This is a genomic window from Pseudoalteromonas sp. UBA6610 (assembly GCF_002433295.1).
Taxonomy (GTDB): Bacteria; Pseudomonadota; Gammaproteobacteria; order Enterobacterales; family Alteromonadaceae; genus Pseudoalteromonas; species Pseudoalteromonas atlantica.
Genome location: NZ_DJHW01000005.1, coordinates 1 through 18,717 on the forward strand (window position 1 = coordinate 1; position 18,717 = coordinate 18,717).

18 protein-coding genes are annotated in these 18,717 nt (G+C 40.4%); 10 read left to right on the forward strand and 8 right to left on the reverse strand.

The features are described from left to right. A partial coding sequence (locus B4F91_RS00660; protein ID WP_288635320.1) for a diguanylate cyclase domain-containing protein occupies positions 1 to 1,686 on the reverse strand: 1,686 nt, incomplete at its 3' end. Positions 1,687 to 1,737: 51 nt separating this feature from the next. Beyond that, positions 1,738 to 4,461, reverse strand: a complete 2,724-nt coding sequence (locus B4F91_RS00665) for an insulinase family protein (RefSeq protein ID WP_288635321.1) — start codon at positions 4,459 to 4,461, stop codon at positions 1,738 to 1,740. A gap of 184 nt (positions 4,462 to 4,645) precedes the next feature. On the opposite strand from B4F91_RS00665, the gene sixA reads away from it, so the two are divergent. Together sixA and B4F91_RS00675 are read left to right on the forward strand one after the other, a co-directional pair. Beyond that, on the forward strand, positions 4,646 to 5,116 hold the full coding sequence (gene sixA / locus B4F91_RS00670) for a phosphohistidine phosphatase SixA (protein WP_004587298.1): 471 nt from the start codon (positions 4,646 to 4,648) through the stop codon (positions 5,114 to 5,116). Positions 5,117 to 5,131: 15 nt separating this feature from the next. Further along, positions 5,132 to 5,482 carry a RidA family protein gene (locus B4F91_RS00675; RefSeq protein WP_004587297.1) on the forward strand — a complete coding sequence of 117 codons (351 nt, stop codon included), beginning with the start codon at positions 5,132 to 5,134 and terminating at the stop codon, positions 5,480 to 5,482. Between the two features lie 6 nt (positions 5,483 to 5,488). On the opposite strand, the gene B4F91_RS00680 is transcribed toward B4F91_RS00675, so the two are convergent. Together B4F91_RS00680 and smrB are read right to left on the reverse strand one after the other, a co-directional pair. Beyond that, entirely contained in the window at positions 5,489 to 6,421 is a 933-nt protein-coding gene (locus tag B4F91_RS00680; protein WP_055253036.1) for an AEC family transporter, read from the reverse strand. Positions 6,422 to 6,436: 15 nt separating this feature from the next. Next, the gene (smrB, locus tag B4F91_RS00685) at positions 6,437 to 6,994 is read right to left on the reverse strand and encodes an endonuclease SmrB (protein ID WP_024031888.1); all 558 of its coding nucleotides are present in this window, start codon (positions 6,992 to 6,994) and stop codon (positions 6,437 to 6,439) included. A gap of 151 nt (positions 6,995 to 7,145) precedes the next feature. On the opposite strand from smrB, the gene prmB reads away from it, so the two are divergent. After that, positions 7,146 to 8,081 (forward strand): 50S ribosomal protein L3 N(5)-glutamine methyltransferase, encoded by a 936-nt coding sequence (gene prmB / locus B4F91_RS00690; RefSeq protein WP_004587294.1) that lies wholly within the window; start codon positions 7,146 to 7,148, stop codon positions 8,079 to 8,081. Between the two features lie 58 nt (positions 8,082 to 8,139). Then, positions 8,140 to 9,237, forward strand: a complete 1,098-nt coding sequence (gene aroC / locus B4F91_RS00695) for a chorismate synthase (RefSeq protein WP_024031890.1) — start codon at positions 8,140 to 8,142, stop codon at positions 9,235 to 9,237. A gap of 49 nt (positions 9,238 to 9,286) precedes the next feature. Here aroC and B4F91_RS00700 read toward each other — a convergent pair whose 3' ends face one another. Together B4F91_RS00700 and B4F91_RS00705 are read right to left on the reverse strand one after the other, a co-directional pair. After that, positions 9,287 to 10,432 carry a lipase family protein gene (locus B4F91_RS00700; protein ID WP_138577464.1) on the reverse strand — a complete coding sequence of 382 codons (1,146 nt, stop codon included), beginning with the start codon at positions 10,430 to 10,432 and terminating at the stop codon, positions 9,287 to 9,289. Continuing rightward, positions 10,429 to 11,073 (reverse strand): DUF6795 domain-containing protein, encoded by a 645-nt coding sequence (locus tag B4F91_RS00705; RefSeq protein WP_138577462.1) that lies wholly within the window; start codon positions 11,071 to 11,073, stop codon positions 10,429 to 10,431. Before B4F91_RS00705 ends, B4F91_RS00700 begins: the two co-directional genes overlap by 4 nt. A 333-nt stretch (positions 11,074 to 11,406) precedes the next feature. Between B4F91_RS00705 and B4F91_RS00710 the strand changes: the two genes are divergently transcribed. The 6 genes from B4F91_RS00710 to B4F91_RS00735 all read left to right on the forward strand — a co-directional run bounded on the left by B4F91_RS00710 (position 11,407) and on the right by B4F91_RS00735 (position 16,317). Next, entirely contained in the window at positions 11,407 to 11,787 is a 381-nt protein-coding gene (locus B4F91_RS00710) for a DUF4112 domain-containing protein (RefSeq protein ID WP_096739925.1), read from the forward strand. Between the two features lie 118 nt (positions 11,788 to 11,905). After that, on the forward strand, positions 11,906 to 12,553 hold the full coding sequence (locus tag B4F91_RS00715) for a glutathione S-transferase family protein (RefSeq protein ID WP_286936742.1): 648 nt from the start codon (positions 11,906 to 11,908) through the stop codon (positions 12,551 to 12,553). 101 nt (positions 12,554 to 12,654) lie between these two features. Then, positions 12,655 to 13,209, forward strand: a complete 555-nt coding sequence (locus B4F91_RS00720; protein WP_286936741.1) for an elongation factor P hydroxylase — start codon at positions 12,655 to 12,657, stop codon at positions 13,207 to 13,209. Beyond that, positions 13,199 to 14,329 carry an ATP-NAD kinase family protein gene (locus B4F91_RS00725; RefSeq protein WP_286740597.1) on the forward strand — a complete coding sequence of 377 codons (1,131 nt, stop codon included), beginning with the start codon at positions 13,199 to 13,201 and terminating at the stop codon, positions 14,327 to 14,329. Before B4F91_RS00720 ends, B4F91_RS00725 begins: the two co-directional genes overlap by 11 nt. Before the next feature lie 4 nt (positions 14,330 to 14,333). Beyond that, positions 14,334 to 14,609, forward strand: a complete 276-nt coding sequence (locus B4F91_RS00730; protein ID WP_004587288.1) for a YfcL family protein — start codon at positions 14,334 to 14,336, stop codon at positions 14,607 to 14,609. Positions 14,610 to 14,760: 151 nt separating this feature from the next. Next, complete coding sequence (locus tag B4F91_RS00735; RefSeq protein ID WP_121637194.1) at positions 14,761 to 16,317, forward strand: AbgT family transporter; 1,557 nt, start codon at positions 14,761 to 14,763, stop codon at positions 16,315 to 16,317. A gap of 80 nt (positions 16,318 to 16,397) precedes the next feature. Here the strand turns inward: B4F91_RS00735 and B4F91_RS00740 are convergent, their stop codons facing one another. Beyond that, on the reverse strand, positions 16,398 to 16,988 hold the full coding sequence (locus B4F91_RS00740) for a hypothetical protein (RefSeq protein ID WP_286936739.1): 591 nt from the start codon (positions 16,986 to 16,988) through the stop codon (positions 16,398 to 16,400). Positions 16,989 to 17,120: 132 nt separating this feature from the next. Beyond that, positions 17,121 to 18,717: DEAD/DEAH box helicase (locus B4F91_RS00745; RefSeq protein ID WP_288635322.1), on the reverse strand; the 1,597-nt coding region annotated here is incomplete at its 5' end.

The window sequence follows — 18,717 nt, forward strand, 5'->3', positions numbered from 1 at the left end:
CCACTGTTTTACATCGCGACAAGCTTTGTTTAAAACTACTTCACCAATTTCAATAATTTGCCCTGTTTCTTCGGCAATTGGAATAAATACCCCTGGGCTAATAACCCCCTTTTTCGGGGTAATAAAACGTACCAACGCTTCCATTCCAGCAAGCTTACCAGTACGAATATTCATTTTAGGCTGGTAATACACCTCAAAATGATCTTCTTTTAAGCCAAAGCGCATTAGGTTTTCTATTTGCAGTCGTTTTACTGCTTGGCGGTTCATGGTGTCATTAAAGAACAGGTAGCTATTGCCTTTCTTTTTAGCATGATACATCGCAGTATCGGCGTTCTTTAATAGTATTTCGGGGGTGTTACCATCTTCGGGAAACAACACTATACCAACGCTTGAGGTGATAGCAAGTTCATGGCCTGCCATTTTAAATGGTGTAGCTATGGCCGCCAAAAACTGTTTAGCCATGCGAGTGATAGTGAGAATATCGTTGGTGTTTGACATAACTAGCGCAAATTCATCGCCGCCAAGGCGATAAAATACGTCATTTTCACGGGTGAGCTTATTTAAACGCATAGCAAGCTTTGCCAGTAAACTATCACCTAATTGATGGCCTAATGAGTCGTTTATCTTTTTAAAGTTATCTAAATCAAATACGAGTAATGCATGATGAGAGTGCTGCTTTGCGAGTTTTTGTAAGTCAGAAAAAAACAAATTACGGTTAGGTAAGCTGGTGGTGCGATCTATGTTTGATAAATTATTGAGCTCTGACTCCGTTTTTTTACGCTCGGTTAAATCAGAATACACCACCACATAATTTGTTATTTGATTTTGTGCGTTTTTAATTTCATCTATTGAAATTTCAAATGGCAGCAGAGCATGATCGCTATTGCGAAGCTTTACTTCTTCTTGAATATGTTCGTGCTTTCTAACGGTATTTTTTATGGATTCTATATAGCTTTTGTCGTAACCGGCTAAATGAAATTCTTTTTTAAGGTATTGCTCGCGTACGCCGCCAAACAAAGTTAAAAAGCTGGGATTAATATCTACAAGCCTAAAGTCTTTATCATAAATGGCCAGCGCATCAGTGAGTGACTCAACACATTTTGCAAATAAGTTAAGTCGATCTTCCGTTGATTTTAATTGCGAGATATCTCTGACTGTGCCAGTCATTCTCAGTGGGCTAAGGTTAGCGTCTTTTTCAATGATTTTTCCGCGGTCGAGCACCCAGTGCCATTTACCAAAGCTGTCTTTAATACGATAAGTTGCTTCAAAAAAAGTACTTTCTTCGGCAAAGTGTTTTTTTAGTAGGTAATCAACATGGGTTAAATCGCGGGGGTGGATCAAGCTTTTATTCGGTGGAAATTCTACTAGGTTATTACTATTCATCACGTATTTGTCATTGATACGAATAACTTTACCGGTTTTGATATTCCAATCCCATAGAGTATCACCACTGCCTTCTACGGTACTTTTTAATCGTTTTTCAGAAAGCTGTAATTGAGAGTGTGAACGCTTGAGTGAGTGAACAATCGTTAACAAATAAACCACAACTAACGACATTATTGCGCACACGCTCACGACCAACGCATTTAAATTCAAGTTAAACGATGACTCGAATGCACTCGCTGAGTAGGCTGTGGCCAAAGAGGCCAACAATAGAATGTATTTTATTATTTTTATTTTTTTCATTGTCTTACTTCTTATTAACAAAAGACAATCTAAATCAAGCGCGAGCAAGAGTCAAAGAGAATGCGAATAAAGTGGTAGTTTCTCAGACAAATTCACAGATTTGGCACTTAAAAGCTCATATCTTGGGCGATCTGCATTAAAAATTTCAGCGGCGTAGGCTTTTAAATCTTCAAGCGTTAATGCGTTTAAAGAATCCAGCAGGCGTTGCTGCATATTAAACCGATGATCGCCATTACCTATAGCAAGCCATAAACGTTGTGAACGTAAACGCAAATTTTTGTCTTTTTCAGCAATATGGGTTGTTAATCCATGTTTTTGTTGCAGCCAGTCTTGTTCTGTTAGTTCATTAATTGTTGCTAAATACTGGCTAATAAATAAATTATGCCTGTGCAGTAACGTGGTGGGCTCAAATTTTGGTGATTGTATATAAAAGGCAATACCAGCACGGGTATTAAAAGGAGCGTATCCTGCCCCTACTAAATAACCGAGTTGTTGCGTGGTTCTGAGTTCATTAAAGTAATCTTGATTAATTAAATGATTCAGCGCCATCATTTTCACTTTTTCATTAACATCATCGCTTTGTGCTTGGTAGTAAATCACCATGGCATTATCGCTGCAGGCAAGTTCAAGCTCGTAGCGGGTCACTTTAGTGATTTCATAAAGTGGGCGCTTTAAATCGTCGATAACGGCTGATTTTTTAAGGTGCTGGGCGACCTTCTTTTGAAACTCAAGCGCATCATTTTGTTGCCAATTACCATGTAAAAAAGACTCAACATGAAGGGCATTAAAAAACGCTTGTCTAAATTCATTAAACTGATGGAAACAGGTGTCTTTGAGTGCATTTGCTAACTCGTCAGGCTGAGGATTCCACGGCATTATTTTAGCGCCTAAAATACTAAATAGCTCACTAACGGGTTTGTTTTGATTGCTATTACGCCAGTGTCTAACTAATTGCTTTTTATATTCTGCAAAGCGTTTGGCACAAATTTTTACGTTAAATAGTGCATCAATCAGCTGATCGACTAATTCGAGTTGGCTTGAAGAAAGCCCCGCAGTGTGAAGCGTTAAGCCACCTTGATGAGAGGTTAAGTGATAACTTAAGCCCGCAAGTTCCGCTGGGTAAAACTGTTCGCCAACACTGTCCATGAATAAATCTGAAAATAACCGCGTCAGTGCCATATGTTTCACATCTTTTACTGCAAAGTCAGAGTCCATGGCTAAATAAAAATGCCCTTTGGCGACTCTAAAGGTGGCGTCTTGTTTAAACCAAAAGTCAAAGCCTGCTTCTTTTACCAGTAATGTTGGATGTCGTTGCTGTGATTCAACCGGATATAAAATGACATCTTTAGCTAAATAAGGATTAGCCGTGGGCAATAGCATTTCACTTTGTGGCTGGCTAATCTGTGCAAGTGCTTCGAGCCAATGTAGCGACAATTTTTCAATTTTATAGGGGGTGTTATACCAAGCAGCTGTGTGTTCAGGCTCTACATCAGGATGAATAAGCACTAAACGCATGTTGTGCGGAGTTAACCACTGCATAGCCATTTCATGCGTGCTGGCTTTAAAGCCCTCCATTAAATAGTCACCCTGTAAGTAATTAACTTCATCGTAATGTTGCATGTTAATACTTAAATTACTGACCCAGTCAATTAGGCGTGACTTTTCTTGGTTATCAAATGCGATTTGTAATAGTTTTTGCTTATCTTGATATAGGCGAGGTAGTTTACTGGTGTTGTTATTAATTAAACAAATGTATTCAAACACCATTTCAATAATATCTTCGAAGTATTCAATGCCTTCATCGGTCAGCGCCATACTAATATTAAAGTCTTTAAAATTACTGCCATTAATTCCGCCACCTGCAGAGAGGGCATTGATCCAACCTTGCTCTTTAAGCACAGAATACAACGAGCCTTGCCCCTCATAACCTAGTAAGTGCGCAATAAAGCTGACCGTTTTATGACGATAAAAATCGTCAATGTTTGGCATGGCAAAGCTAATAATCAACTTTTGTACATGTTTGTGTGGTTCAATATGAAGCAACTTACCCAAGTCTTGGCTGCGATAAAGCGGCGCTTCTATAGGTGGCTTTAATTGGTGTTTATCTCCCTTTATCTGGGAGAAATACTGGGTTGCCCATGCCTCAAGTGTATCTAATGACTCATTGGCACAAATCACTAAAGTCATCCACTGAGCTTGGTAATGCTGATTAAAAAAGTCACGTAATTCATCACTAATACAGCGCTTTCTATCTGCTAATGTTTGCAAGTTTCCCACTGAGAACTTGGCAAAAGGATGTTCTGGGTTAACCGTTTCTTTATGCACTTGATAAATTCGACGGCCATCGTCTTTAATTTTTAATTTAAACTCAGCCTCAATAGCATTACGTTCTTTTTCTGTTTCAGCGGGGTTTAGTTTGGGCGCTATAAAAAACCGACTAAATTGCGCTAATGCTGTTTCAATATGATGGTTATTAATATCAAAGAAATAGCAGGTATGCTCTGTGCCAGTCCACGCGTTGGTATTGCCACCAGACTGCGAGACAAAATTATTAAAACTTCCTGATTCAGGATAAAGGTCAGTGCCTAGAAACAACATATGCTCTAAAAAGTGCGCTAGGCCTTGTCTATCAAGCGGATCATCAAAGTGACCAGCGTTAACAGCCATGGATGCGGCAGCTTTTGCTGAGTCTTGATCGTGCACTAAAAGTACTTTTAGACCATTGTCCAGTGTTAGTGTGCGGTAAGCTCTGTTATCATTAGTGCTGATTTTCAAATGATGCTCCTGAAACTAAACGTATAATTGTTAACAACAGATGATAACTTCAGGAATGCAATGCTATTTACCTGAACATCATGAAAGAACTATTTTAAGAAAATAAATAGGTTTGAGTTATTAATATAGCGGAAATTCGAGCAAACTGGCTACTGTTTTATATTCTTTAATTGGTTGATTTTTTATGAAAACAATCTTAATTATGCGCCACGGCGAAGCGACACCGATGCAAGCTAACGACGCAGCAAGAAACCTAACACCGAAAGGCCATGCAGAAGCAGAAAAAATGGGCTTATGGCTACACAAACACTTTTCTGTTGATGCGTTATTGGTAAGTCCTTACTCGCGCGCGCAGCAAACGGCTAAAGAAGTTGAAAAAAACAATGTATTTAAATTTAGTGAAACCTGTAGCGACATAATCCCCGAGGGAAAGCCACAAATAGCAGCTGATTATTTAGAAACACTTATTGCCATGCATCCTCAGTGTAATACCTGGTTAGTGGTCGCCCATATGCCTATTGTGAGCTATATAGTTGATCAGCTCAGCCCGGGTAATATGCCTATTTTTAACACCGCAGCAGTTGCTGTAATTCAGTATGACGAAACCTCACAGCGCAGTGAATATGTAAATATTAACGCGCCTGCCAACATATAGAGAAAAGAGATAACGATGAGTATAGAACGCCTTGAAACGGGTGCGCGCATGAGCCGTATAGTTAAACATAATGGAACCGTTTATTTATGCGGACAAGTATGCAGCGATGCAGAGCAAAACATTACAGAGCAAACGCAAACTATGCTCGACAAAGTAGAGGCCTTACTTGAGCAGGCGGGGAGTTCTAAAAAGCATATGCTAAGCGCAACTATTTACGTTAAGAGCATGGAATATTTTGCCGATATGAATGCTGTATGGGATGCGTGGGTGCCAGAAGGTTATGCACCAGCACGCGCCTGTGTTGAAGCTAAAATGGCGCGCGATGCGCTATTGGTCGAAATTTCGGTAGTGGCCGCACTTAAATAAGCGATTTTATAAAAGCACTGCAAGCCAAAACGAAAAGCTTACAACACTAAGCACCGTTGAAAGCACCACTGCACCGGCGAGCGTAACTTGATGCGTATTTAATTGGCTTGCAATTAAATACGCATTAACGCCAACAGGCGAGGCGCTTAGCAATACCAGTACGTTACGAATTTGCGTATCTAGTACAAACACCCACGTAGCTGCTACACACACAGCAGCAGGCAAAATCAGTATTTTTAACAGTGAAGAAATAAGGGCCGGCTGCCAATTTGCTGCCACCTTATAAAACACCAAATTAGCGCCTAACACAAATAAAGCACATGCAATAGCAGGGCTGGCGAGTAGCTCTAAGGCATTGGCTAAATTCGCAAATAATGTAATTCCCGACACATTTAAAAGTAATCCACAGCCAATACTTAACACTATAGGGTTAAGGACCATGTTTTTAGCAAATTTTGCCCACGAGAAGTCAGCTGTGTTTCCTTTCGCGCCTATTAAATAAGTTAACGCAAAAAGCAGCGTGCTATGAAATGTGATGATCATAAAGGCGATAGCAATCATGTCTTTGCCAAGTGAAGCAATAACAATGGGTATACCCACTAACACCATATTTGAATAGCTACCGGCAAGACCAAACACACTATGCTGTTGATAATTTCCAGCATTGGCTTGTTTAGTTAAATAGTACCTATCAATAAGTATGCCCAAAGCAAATACCGCTAATACAGGAATATAAAAGCTTAAAAATGCTTCGAGGCTAATACTTTGATGCAAATTTATTTGCGACATATTGAGCATTAAAAAGGCGGGTAAGCTCACATAAAAAGTAAATTTACTTAAGCCGGCAATATGTTGCTGATTAAAAAATTTAAAATAACAACAGGTGTAGCCCAGTGCGACAATAAAAATTAAGGGAAAAATAATCGAAAAAATTTGCACGTATTCTTCCTTTAATTAGCGTCTAAACTCATCGCTTTGTGGTAAATCAATTAAAATCAGCACGGCACCGCGCCCGCCGTATTCTAGCGGTGCTTGATGCATGGCAATTACATCGGGGTGCTGTACCAAATACTGCGGTACTTTGTGTTTTAAAACACGCTCGCCAATGCCATGCACTATGCACGCGCAGTAATAATGCTGTTTTTTGCACTCGTGAATAAGTCCCGCAAGTTCATCTTTTGCACGTTCTTTATTAAGCCCGTGCAGATCGAGTGTTAAATCGGGTGCAAAGTCGCCGCGTCGCAACTGTTTTGCTAAAAAAGAGTCGTGGCCATTTTGCACGTAATTAATGGTGCTATTTGTGTCTATATCGGGAATATATTCGTCAGAGAAGAAAAATTCAGACTCAACCTGCTTTTTTTGCTGGGCAAATTGCTTCGCTTGTGACACCTTAGGTTTTGTATCAAACCTATGGGTATCTTGTTTAAACACCTTAGCGCCTGTAATTGTTTGGCGAAAAAGGTCAATGTCGTCATTGCTTAGGGACGATTGTGATGAGATGTCTTTTTTCATAAATTTTACCTAAACAAAAAAACGTAAAAACGCAGCGCAAAAGGCGGTACAATATAAAGGTGAGGGGCAATTGTAATTTGCTCAGCACAGTTAGGCAATGCAATCGTCGCAAAGACTCAAAACAGTCAGTTAGCTAAAACAGGTAAAAAATATGAGTGATTTACAAATAGAAGAAGCAACACTTGATGAAGCTGTTGCAGAACTGTCAACGTTACATGACTGGTTACGCTGGACTACAAGCCAATTTGCAAGTAGTGGAATATTTTTTGGACATGGCACAGATAACGCGTGGGATGAAGCAGTTAGCTTATTACTTCCTGCGCTAAGTTTACCTATTGATGCTCCCAAAGAGTTAATGCATGCGCGGTTAACAAGCACAGAAAAAAACCGCCTAGCAGGGTTAATCGCAGAGCGTATAAACGACTGCACGCCGGTTCCTTATTTAACAAACATTGCTTGGTTTGCGGGCATGCCATTTTATGTTGATGAGCGTGTGCTTATTCCGCGCTCGCCGTTTGCTGAACTTATTGCTAATAAGTTTTCACCGTGGCTTGAGCAGCCGCAAAGCGTTAACCGTATTTTAGATTTATGCACAGGCTCTGCTTGTATTGCTATTGCGCTTGCTCAGGCGTTTGAAACGGCGCAAGTAGATGCGGTTGATATTTCGTATGAAGCGCTTGAAGTAGCAGATATAAATATAAACGACTATATGCTAAGTGACCGTGTACTGCCTATTCAGTCAGATGTATTTAGTGGTGTACCAGGGCAAAAGTATGACCTAATAGTAGCCAACCCACCGTATGTTGATGCTGAGGACATGGCTGATTTACCACGAGAATTTCATCATGAGCCTGAGCTTGGTTTAGCATCTGGGCATGATGGCTTAGACGTTACACGTACTATTTTAGAGCATGCTAGCAATCATCTAACTGATAACGGTTTGTTATTTGTAGAAGTTGGTAACTCTATGGTACATATGGATGCTTTGTATCCGGGCGCACCATTTGAGTGGGTTGAGTTTGAGCAAGGCGGCTTAGGTGTATTTGTAATAAGCAAAGCGCAGCTTGATACGTATTTTGCAAAATAAATTTTAGGCCGAGCGTATGCTCGGCAACTTTTGTAGTCATTAGGAATGAGGAAAGTTAATGGCAGGTAATAGCATAGGGCAGTTGTTTAAAGTGTCCACCTTTGGTGAGAGCCACGGCGTTGCCCTAGGCGGTGTTGTAGATGGTACTCCCGCAGGCCTTGAGATCACAGAGGCTGACTTACAAATTGATTTAGACCGTCGTAAACCTGGGCAAAGCCGCTATACAACGCAGCGCCGAGAAGACGATCAAATAAAAATTCTTTCAGGCGTTTTTGAAGGTAAAACCACAGGCACCAGCATTGGTTTACTTATCGAAAATACCGATCAACGCTCAAAAGACTACGGTAAAATTAAAGATGTGTTTCGCCCAGGTCATGGCGATTACACTTACTGGCACAAATACGGCCTGCGCGATTATCGCGGCGGTGGTCGCTCTTCTGCGCGTGAAACCGCAATTCGTGTAGCGGCAGGCGCAATTGCTAAAAAATACTTAAAGCAGTTTCATGGTATTGAAGTAAAAGCATGTTTAAGCCAACTTGGGCCAATAAAAGCTGAAAGCTACGATTGGGATGAAGTTGAAAACAACTTATTCTTTTTCCCTGATGCAAGTAAGCTAGAAGCGCTTGATGAGTACATGCGAGACCTTAAAAAGCAAGGTGACTCAGTGGGCGCTAAAGTAAAAGTAGTGGCTAGCAACGTACCGGTAGGATTAGGCGAGCCTGTGTTTGATAGGCTAGATGCTGAGATTGCGCATTCACTAATGAGTATTAATGCCGTTAAAGGTGTAGAAATTGGCGATGGCTTTGATGTGGTAGAGCAAAAAGGCTCAGAGCATCGTGATGAGTTAACCCCAGAAGGCTTTACCTCAAACCACGCGGGTGGCGTACTTGCTGGTATTTCTACAGGGCAAGATATTATTGCCTCTATTGCGCTTAAGCCTACATCAAGTATCACTATTCCAGGTAAAAGCATTAATACTGAAAACGAGGCAGTTGAGATGATCACCAAAGGGCGTCACGATCCGTGCGTTGGTATTCGTGCAATCCCTATTGCTGAGGCAATGATGGCCATTACATTAATGGACCATTTACTGCGTCAACGCGGTCAAAATCCGCATGTAAACCACGAACATGGGCCGATAAACGGCTCTGTTTAAGTGATTTCTGGGAGCGCGGTTAGGTTTTACGAACCGCGCCCATTTTAATTTAAATAAGATCAATTGCCTGTTTTGCTACCATATAAAGCTTTTTGATCATCAAACCGAGCACCCACCTGATGAACTGTTTGCTTAGTTCTTTAACCTCGTAAGTTTTTTTCCCTACAAATGCAAGCATATGACCAATTAAGCCTTTTAACTCTTCAGTTAATTCTACAAATTTGACTACAGAATCAAATAAACATCGAGCAAGCGTATCATAGAAAGTTAGGCCGAGGCCTAAACCCGCTTGGACGGAAATAAAAGCGTATTGTCCTGTTTTCTTTAAAAAAGTTATTAAGCCGTCTGTAATTATTCGTTGCCACTTGAGTGAAAAAGTTACGTTATAACGCGATGAATACTTTAGAACAGTATGATTATGATGTAGGGTCTTCAAAGAATTTTCCATACTTGCATAATCACTGTATGCAGCGACGGTATTGACGTAACCAGGTTCACTTTTTTCCATAGAGTGTGCGGCAAGACTAAAAAAAGATCCTTCATTCATAGCAGTTTGGTATTCATTAGAGGTATGGCTGAATGGCCAGGCAGGTACACAAGGAACAGGGTCGGCGCCATGAGTAACTCGATATTGACCGATATTATTTGCTGCTGAATGTATTGAATTACTTAATACCACCCTAGGCGCACCAAACGTATATAAATTAGTAGGTATACCTTTTTTACTAGCCCAGATAGCAGTAAGCTGAGCAATTGCACCACCTAAACTGTGCCCTACAATATGCAAAAATTCTGGTTTATGCTTTTTTATATAAGAATTAAACATGGGTTCCATACTAGTGAAGGCTTTCTCGAAGCCTGAATGTACTTCCAAATTTTTAGGACCAAGGGTAGTTGCAACATTTAAGTTAGTTAGCCAATCTGCACAAGATGAGAAAACGGTTCCACGAATGCCAATAATATGGTGGTTTTTGAATTGTGATGAAACACCTTCAGCAGTTAAAGCGAAGCCTGTCGTACGGTTCAAAAGCTGATTTATTAGCCCACCACTAACCCCCTGAATTTGATTGTTAGTCACTTTAAAGTTTCTCACAAAGTCATTATGAAACTCTCCGCTGAAGTCATAACTTTTTCTTATATCATAAACTCTATTCGCGACAGAAGCAGCTGTGCTTGGTGATATTGTTTTATTCATAGTTCAACCTTCTTCCCTGTAAAACGTTCTGTTAAATCATTTAAATCGCCATTATGGATTTCGTACTTTTCTTCACCGTTTTCCATAACCCATGTAGGATTGTAATCTTCATCCCATCTGCAAATGCTTGTTGCAGTTCTATTGAGGTATTTATTGGTGTTATTTTTAAATTCAAATCTGACCAATTGATTAGTTATTTCACACTTTAAAAAATCAAGCTTTTTGGTGAATTCAGGTAACTCTGAAATGCCTGGTTGTGTGGCCCCCCACAAACCAATAACTAAGTTGTTATCTTTACGAATAAAAATCTTCTGGTGGACACGGTCTTCGGAAATTAATTTATTCGGGATAGAAGAAAGTATAGTTTTCTTTGATAAATGAAATCGTCCGTCATCTCCTGTCATTACAGAATCAAGTCGTTCAACGCCATCAATATATGTTAATGAACGTATTATTTCTAAATCAGCAATTGGTATGCCATTTTCAGTGACGACGCCGTTGACTTCAGGGCTTAAAAATACTTCTTTCTTTTTTCTGAACCAGCTAAACATATCTTCTCCTTGACTAAGGGCCGGAAAAACAATAGCACAAAAAAGAATCAATAGGATGGCTAATCGAGGTAAATAAATAGATTTATTCATAGGCAATCCTTGCATAATTTTCTTAGATTTTAACTAAGAAAAAAATGTATGTAAAGTGAACTGTACCTGTTTTTATAAGGTGCCTTAATTACTAATAAAAGTACGCAATTCTTCCTCTAGCACTTTTCTTTTATATAAGTAGTCTTTATAGATTATTAACTCCCGAGGGTACTTTATATTTTGGGCAGATGTTTCCGTATTTATTCTGTACGCGTACTAATATTTTTTATATTAAATTCATCGTTGAAAGTATTCCATTAGTTTTTAATAATTCATTAAGTATTAATATCCTTAGTGTTTATATATTACAACCTCACATAAAAAGTAGCTATTATGAGTAAAAATATCCAAACTAACCTCTCGCATGCTGAATATGAATCAACATTAAAACGTTTGGAAAAGTTTAGTCATTATACCGATAGCAGCATTGGCATCCCTTTTACTAAATTTAACATAGGGCTAGAGGCGGTGATTGGCTTAATACCCGTAATAGGGGATGCTGCAGGGCTTATTTTATCAAGCTATGTACTGGTAGAGGCGCAGCGTTTGGGCGTAAGTAAACGCATAAAAACGAAGATGATCATTAATATGCTGATTGATTTCGTAGGCGGCTTAGTTCCATTTTTTGGCGATATATTTGATGCTTTTTTTAAAGCCAACACCCGCAATACCCGTTTATTAAAAAAACATTTAAATGCGCAGTTAGCTAATTGATAGTAATACTGTTTTTTTAGAGGCTTTAAATTTAACATTAAGAATAAAAAACAAAGTGTTGTTGGTTGTTTAATCACCTAGTAAGGTAGGGAAGCCTATTCACTTTGGTATATACAAAATGCAATTATTTATCGGTAATAAAAACTATTCTAGCTGGTCATTACGCGCATGGTATTTAATGAGTAAATTTGATGTCCCGTTTGACGAAACCCAGCTTGTGCTCGACACCAGTGACTTTTACGACGAACTAAAACAACACTTCCACGTTCAAAAAGTGCCGGCGTTAATTGATGGTGATTTGCAAGTGTGGGACTCGCTCGCAATTTGTGAATATATTAACGATGCCCATTTATCGGGAGCAGGGTGGCCTAAATATATTACTCAGCGAGCTACAGCGCGCGCATTAAGCGCTGAAATGCATGCTGGCTTTATGGCACTGAGAAACGAAATGCCGATGAATATAAGAGCCACACGTAAAGTAACGATATCAAGTGCTGCACTAAAAGATATTCAACGTATTGATGAGATATTTTCCCAGCAGCAAGATATGTTTCCTAATGAATGGTTTTTTGGCGACTTTAGTATTGCCGATGCGATGTACGCCCCCATTGTACTTCGTTTAAAAACGTATCAGATTACCTTATCCCCAGCGGCGCAGCAGTATTGTGATTTTGTGATGCGTTGCCCTGTTTTGCAAAAGTGGATAACCCAAGCACTTACAGAAACCGATATAGTTCAGTGCGATGAGGCGGGAGTAGAGGTATAACTCGCTCATCACTTTTACTTTAAAGGTAAAAGCCCGTACAATTCGTCTCGTTTTTAGTGCGCTAATTTTGCGCTGTAACCGAGACGAATTAATCAGTTTTTATGCATCACATAGCCGATCTTATATCTATTTTCGATAGTGTTTTTTATCAAAGCCATAACACTCGCTTAGTAAAAGGCGATGATGAGCCTGTTTATCTACCTGCCAATAATACCCATGGTTTTAATCAAATTGTATTTGCACACGGCTTTTACGCCAGTGCCCTACATGAAATAGCGCATTGGTTAGTGGCTGGCAATAAACGCAGAGAGCTTGAAGATTATGGGTATTGGTACTGCCCAGATGGGCGAGATAAACAGCAGCAAGCTGAATTTGAAAACGTAGAAATAAAACCACAAGCCATAGAGTGGCTGCTCAGCACCGCTGCTGGCTTTGATTTTAATGTGTCGGTAGATAACTTGAACGGTGAGCAAACTTGCCGGTTTGACTTTCAGGCGCGAGTACACCAGCAAGTATTGATGTTATTAGAGCAGGGGGTTAACGCACGTACCCACGCATTATTAAAAGCGTTAAGTGATTTTTATAAAACACCGTGGCCGTTAACCGCTCAGCAATTTAATTGGGACCACCCTCAGGAGTTACAAAATGCAGTTTAAGTTAGGCTTAATTATTAACCCTGTTGCAGGACTTGGTGGCAGCGTTGCTTTAAAAGGCAGTGATGGCGAAAACACTGCTGCAAAAGCAATTGAGCTGGGGGCGCAAGCCAAAGCTAACAGCCGCACACAGGCAGCCCTAGAAGTACTTGTACCCTATAAAGAGCAGTTAACAATTTATACTGTAAATGGCGATATGGGCGAAAAAGCAGCCCGCGGACTAGGCTTTAATGTTGAGGTAGTTTATACCGCCAATACCGTAACAAGCGCCGATGATACAGAGGCTAGCGCAAAGCTACTTAAAAATTTAGGCGTAGATTTAGTCCTGTTTGCTGGTGGCGATGGTACTGCGCGCAATATTTGTCATGCCATAGAAGATACCGTACCAGTGCTGGGTATACCTGCTGGCTGTAAAATTCACTCTGGCGTATATGCAATTACACCTAAAGCAGCAGGGCGCGTAGTAGAAATGCTTGTAAAAGGCGAGCTAGTTACACTTGCAGATGCCGATGTAATGGATATTGATGAAGAGGCGTTTAGGCAAGGCACCGTAAAAGCTAAGCGCTACGGTGAAATGCAAATACCAAGCGAAGTACGTTATGTACAAGCGGTTAAAAATGGTGGTAAAGAAACAGACGAATTAGTACTTGCCGACATTGCAGCGCATGTGGTGAGCGAAATGGATGAAGACACCTATTACATTATGGGTAGTGGCTCAACTGTTGAAGCGATAATGCAAGAAATGGGGCTAGATAATACTCTATTAGGCGTAGATTTAATTAAAGATCAAACCCTAGTTGCGCAAGACTTAACTGCTAAACAGCTACTTGAGTACACGCACGGGCAAGCTACTCAATTAGTTATTACATTAATAGGCGGGCAAGGCCATATTTTTGGTCGAGGGAATCAGCAGCTAAGCCCGGAGCTTATTCGCACCATCGGCAAAGAAAACATTATTGTGGTGGCAACTAAAACCAAATTACACGCGTTGAACGGGCGTCCACTTATTTGTGACACCGGCGACAGCGCTTTAGATGATGAATTAACAGGTTACATTAAAGTAACCACCGGCTATAACGACCATATTATGTATGCTGTCGGTTATGAAAACCAGGAGAAGTAACACAATGAGTTTAGTGAATTATATTGATGCTGCGCAGCAATACTTTGATGATTTAGTAATTAAAGCAACAGATGATGAGCTGTTCGCTGGTGGTTACTTGCGCGGACATTACGACCTTGCAGTAGGCTATGCAGAAGTAGAAGAGCTGACAATCTCTATTGATGAGCTCAACGAAACCGTGGAGCAAAGCTTAGTAAAAGCATACCGTAATGGCGAGCTAAACGAAGAAGATAAAACCTTGGTTGTTAGGCTTTGGGAAGAGGTGAAAGCCCTCGCTTAACCAATGTTTAGTTCACAATTATAAAAACGCGGCGACGATAACGAAGCCGCGTTTTTTTATGCTCTATTTGTGCCCATAATAGATTTATTAGTTAATTTACTGTTACACATTAATAGTATATTGTTACTTAAACCTATTTTGGGAGCTTTAAATGAACAATAATAATCAAGCTGCGGTACCTACAGGGTTAATCGCGCGTTTTTTAAACTTTGTGGAGCGAGTTGGTAACAAACTTCCCGATCCGGCGATTATTTTCTTATTCGCTATGTTACTTATTTGGTTGTGCTCGTGGTTACTGTCGGGGGTGAGCTTTGACGCGTTAGACCCACGGACAGGCCAAGCCATTGTTGTAAATAACCTATTAGAGGGCGACTCACTCGCCTCATTTTTATCTTCCATGGTAAAAACCTTTACAGGCTTTGCACCGCTAGGGGTGGTACTGGTTGCCATGTTAGGTGTGGGAGTGGCTGAGCACTCAGGTTATATCAATACAGGCCTTAAGCTAATGCTTAAAGTTACCCCAAGGCAACTGCTAACCCCTTCAGTCATTTTGGTAGCTATTGTAAGCCATACAGCAACCGATGCTGGCTACGTATTAGTGATCCCATTAGCGGGTGTTATTTTCTTTGCCGCAGGGCGACACCCATTAGCGGGTATTGCAGCCGCATTTGCTGGTGTGAGTGGTGGGTTTGGCGCTAACTTTATTCCATCAGGAATAGACCCATTACTGCAAAGCTTTACCCAAAGTGCAGCGCAAATTATTAACCCCGATATGTCGATTAACCCCCTTAATAACTGGGCGTTCACTTCTGCCTCGAGTTTATTTATTGTGTTATTAGGCTGGTATATCACTGACAAAATAATAGAGCCTCGGTTAAAAAACACAGCACTTAATGAAGACACCCAAAACTTACCCGCGTTTGATGAAGCTAAAAGTGATGAAAAACGCGCTTTTTTTATAGCCAGTAGCGTAATGATTGCAGGACTTGCTTTACTTGCGTTTGTATCCGCTCCTGCCGATTCAGCAATGCGCAGTGCTGATGGCTCACTAACTAATTTTAGATCGCCCCTGATGCAATCTATCGTGCCTTTAATCTTTTTATTATTTTGGATACCCGGTGCCGTGTATGGTTTTACCGTTGGTACCTTTAAAACCTCAAAAGATATGATAGATGCGATGAGTACCGCGATGAGTGGCATGGCCTATTATATTGTAATGGCGTTCTTTTGTGCGTTGTTTATTGCAGCGTTTTCTAAGTCTAACTTAGGGGCATTAATGGCCATTGAAGGGGCGCAGCTTTTAAAAGCAATGGAGTTGCCCAGTGCGGTAACAGTTGTGGGTATTATATTTTTAACCGGCTTTGTAAACTTGTTCGTTGGCTCAAGCTCTGCAAAATGGGCGTTACTGGGACCTATTTTTGTACCAATGTTAATGCAGCTAGGTATATCACCCGATTTAACCCAAGCAGCTTACAGAATCGGAGACTCTAGCTCAAACATTATTACCCCACTTATGCCGTATTTCCCATTGGTTGTGGTGTACTGCCAAAAGTACGTAAAAGATACCGGTATAGGCACGCTCATCGCGCTTATGATCCCTTACTCAATCGCGTTTATGATTGGCTGGAGTATTTTCTTGCTAGGGTATTGGGCACTCGGTATTCCGTTAGGGTTAGATGCGAGTTACGTTTATCCGGCGTTACCTTAACTTAAACCTTAATTTATGAACCTCACTCACTTGAGTGAGGTTTTTATATAAAATTGCTGCCATGTAAAAAGAAGTTTTAATTACCTTTCTAATTCTCTCACTATATAGCCAAATAAACTCGCCTCACCAACAATATACACATAATCGTTTTTGTTATTCATTATTGTAGACTTATCGTCGTACCATCTAAAATCGTGCGTTTTGTTAGTTGTAGGGTCTTTAAAGTATAAACGAGTACAACTATCTTCATAATCAGACCCACATTCTTGTACATCAGTGAGGATATATTCCTTATACCAATAATCGCCTTGCGTGTAGTAAGCCCATAACTCAATGGGGGCAGAGAGTAAAAAATAGAGAGTTGCATAGATTAACAAAGGGAGTAATGGGTAGATGAAGATTAATGATAACTTCATTTTTGTATCTGAAAAGCTATCTTTAAGGTGCTCTCTATAGTCACTGCAACGTCTATATTTTTTGATTACAAGTACATGGAGATAGATAAATGATGCCCCGCAAAAAATAGGAAGCGCTATATAAAAAATAGCCTCATAAATTTTATTTTCGATAAATGGCGGATCGGTAAAATCCATTAACATAAGCATGGCAATGCTTAGTATTGGAAAGCTTATTATTGCTGCAAAGAGCAAGTTGTCATAATATTTTTTCAATTTTAATTCATCCGTGAATTATAGTTTTTTCTTAGTTTACAGAATTTTTATTTTTTACAAAAGCAGTGGCTTTAAAACAAAAAAACCTTGGCACTTTCGTGGCAAGGTTTTTTATAACGTAAGCTATAAAGCTTAGTTAGATGTGAAGCTCACAGGGCGACGTTCTTTACGAGGACCGCCACGCTTATCACCGCGTTGGTTGTCTTTGTTAAAGCTACGCTTTTTATCACCACTTGGGCGCTCAGCGCGTTCACCACGTGGCTCAGCTGGGCCTTGATCTTGTGTTAGTGTCATACCCATTGGGCGTTTACAAATAAACACTTTTTGGAAGTGATCAAGTACATCTTTAGGCATGTTTTGCGGTAATTGTACCGTACTGTGACTGTCGTGTAGACGAATGTCACCAATAAACTTGCTTGAGATATCAGCTTCGTTAGCAATCGCGCCAACAATGTTTTTAACCTGTACACCGTGCTCACGACCCACTTCGATACGGTAAGTATCCATAGGGCCTGCATCGCGGCTGTTACGCTCGCGAGGTTTACGCTCAGGGCGGTCACCACGTTCGTTACGACGACGGTCATTACGATCGCCACGCTCGTTACGTGTATTACGCTCGTTGCGAGGTTGAATCTTAACTTCTTCAACTTTAATTGGCGACTGTTGCTGTGCTAAACACAGTAATGCACCCGCTAGGTCTTCTAAAGATAAGTCTAGTTTTTGTGCCATGCTAGCAGCAACTTCATTGAAGAACGTAATGTCTTTGTTTTCAAGAGCAAGCGTAAGCTTTTCTTTTAACGCATTAATACGTTTTTCTTCAACTACTTTAGCTGTAGGTAGCTCAACCTGTGCAATTTCAGACTTAGTATGACGAATGATATTTTTAAGTAAATAACGTTCGTTATGCTTAACAAATAAAATTGCTTTACCAGTACGACCAGCACGACCTGTACGGCCGATACGGTGAACGTAGGCTTCTGAGTCTTGTGGAATATCGTAGTTGATTACTAAGCTTAAACGGTCTACATCAAGACCACGTGCTGCTACGTCTGTTGCAATAACAACGTTTAGCATACCGCTTTTTAAGCGATCTACCGTGCGTTCACGTGCTTGCTGGTTCATGTCACCATTAAGTGGCGCAGCAGAGAAACCTTCGCGCTCTAGTAACTCAGCAAGTTGCACAGTGTCGTTACGTGTACGTACGAAAACAATAGCACCTTCGTATTGCTCTGCTTCTAAGAAACGAACAATGGCTTTGTTTTTATGTACGTGTGCATTCCAAAACACTTGCTCAACAGATGATACAGTTGAGTTACGCGCAGAAATATGAACCTGTTCAGGGTTATTCATATATTTGCTGCTGATGTTTTGAATTTGCTTAGGCATGGTCGCAGAGAAAAGACATGTTTGCTTTTCGCGCGGTGTTTTTTCCATGATGTTTTCAACATCATCGATAAAGCCCATACGTAACATTTCATCGGCTTCATCAAGTACAAGTGCTTGTAAAGCATCAAACTTGATAGTGCCACGGTTTATATGATCGATTAATCGACCCGGAGTAGCAACAATAATTTGTGCGCCACGACGAAGTGCGCTTAATTGAATGCTGTAGCTTTGGCCACCGTACAGTGCTAATACTTCAACACCACGAGTACCTTTTGCATATTGTTCAAATGCCTCAGCAACTTGGATCGCAAGCTCACGTGTTGGTGTGAGTACAAGGATCTGT

Coding starts and splice junctions, on each gene's coding strand:
- B4F91_RS00720 (WP_286936741.1), top strand. CDS start 12,655: ATGCATCACATAGCCGATCTTATATCTATTTTCGATAGTGTTTTTTAT.
- sixA (WP_004587298.1), top strand. CDS start 4,646: ATGAAAACAATCTTAATTATGCGCCACGGCGAAGCGACACCGATGCAA.
- B4F91_RS00700 (WP_138577464.1), bottom strand. CDS start 10,432: ATGAATAAAACAATATCACCAAGCACAGCTGCTTCTGTCGCGAATAGA.
- aroC (WP_024031890.1), top strand. CDS start 8,140: ATGGCAGGTAATAGCATAGGGCAGTTGTTTAAAGTGTCCACCTTTGGT.
- B4F91_RS00675 (WP_004587297.1), top strand. CDS start 5,132: ATGAGTATAGAACGCCTTGAAACGGGTGCGCGCATGAGCCGTATAGTT.
- smrB (WP_024031888.1), bottom strand. CDS start 6,994: ATGAAAAAAGACATCTCATCACAATCGTCCCTAAGCAATGACGACATT.
- B4F91_RS00715 (WP_286936742.1), top strand. CDS start 11,906: ATGCAATTATTTATCGGTAATAAAAACTATTCTAGCTGGTCATTACGC.
- B4F91_RS00710 (WP_096739925.1), top strand. CDS start 11,407: ATGAGTAAAAATATCCAAACTAACCTCTCGCATGCTGAATATGAATCA.
- prmB (WP_004587294.1), top strand. CDS start 7,146: ATGAGTGATTTACAAATAGAAGAAGCAACACTTGATGAAGCTGTTGCA.
- B4F91_RS00705 (WP_138577462.1), bottom strand. CDS start 11,073: ATGAATAAATCTATTTATTTACCTCGATTAGCCATCCTATTGATTCTT.
- B4F91_RS00725 (WP_286740597.1), top strand. CDS start 13,199: ATGCAGTTTAAGTTAGGCTTAATTATTAACCCTGTTGCAGGACTTGGT.
- B4F91_RS00735 (WP_121637194.1), top strand. CDS start 14,761: ATGAACAATAATAATCAAGCTGCGGTACCTACAGGGTTAATCGCGCGT.
- B4F91_RS00730 (WP_004587288.1), top strand. CDS start 14,334: ATGAGTTTAGTGAATTATATTGATGCTGCGCAGCAATACTTTGATGAT.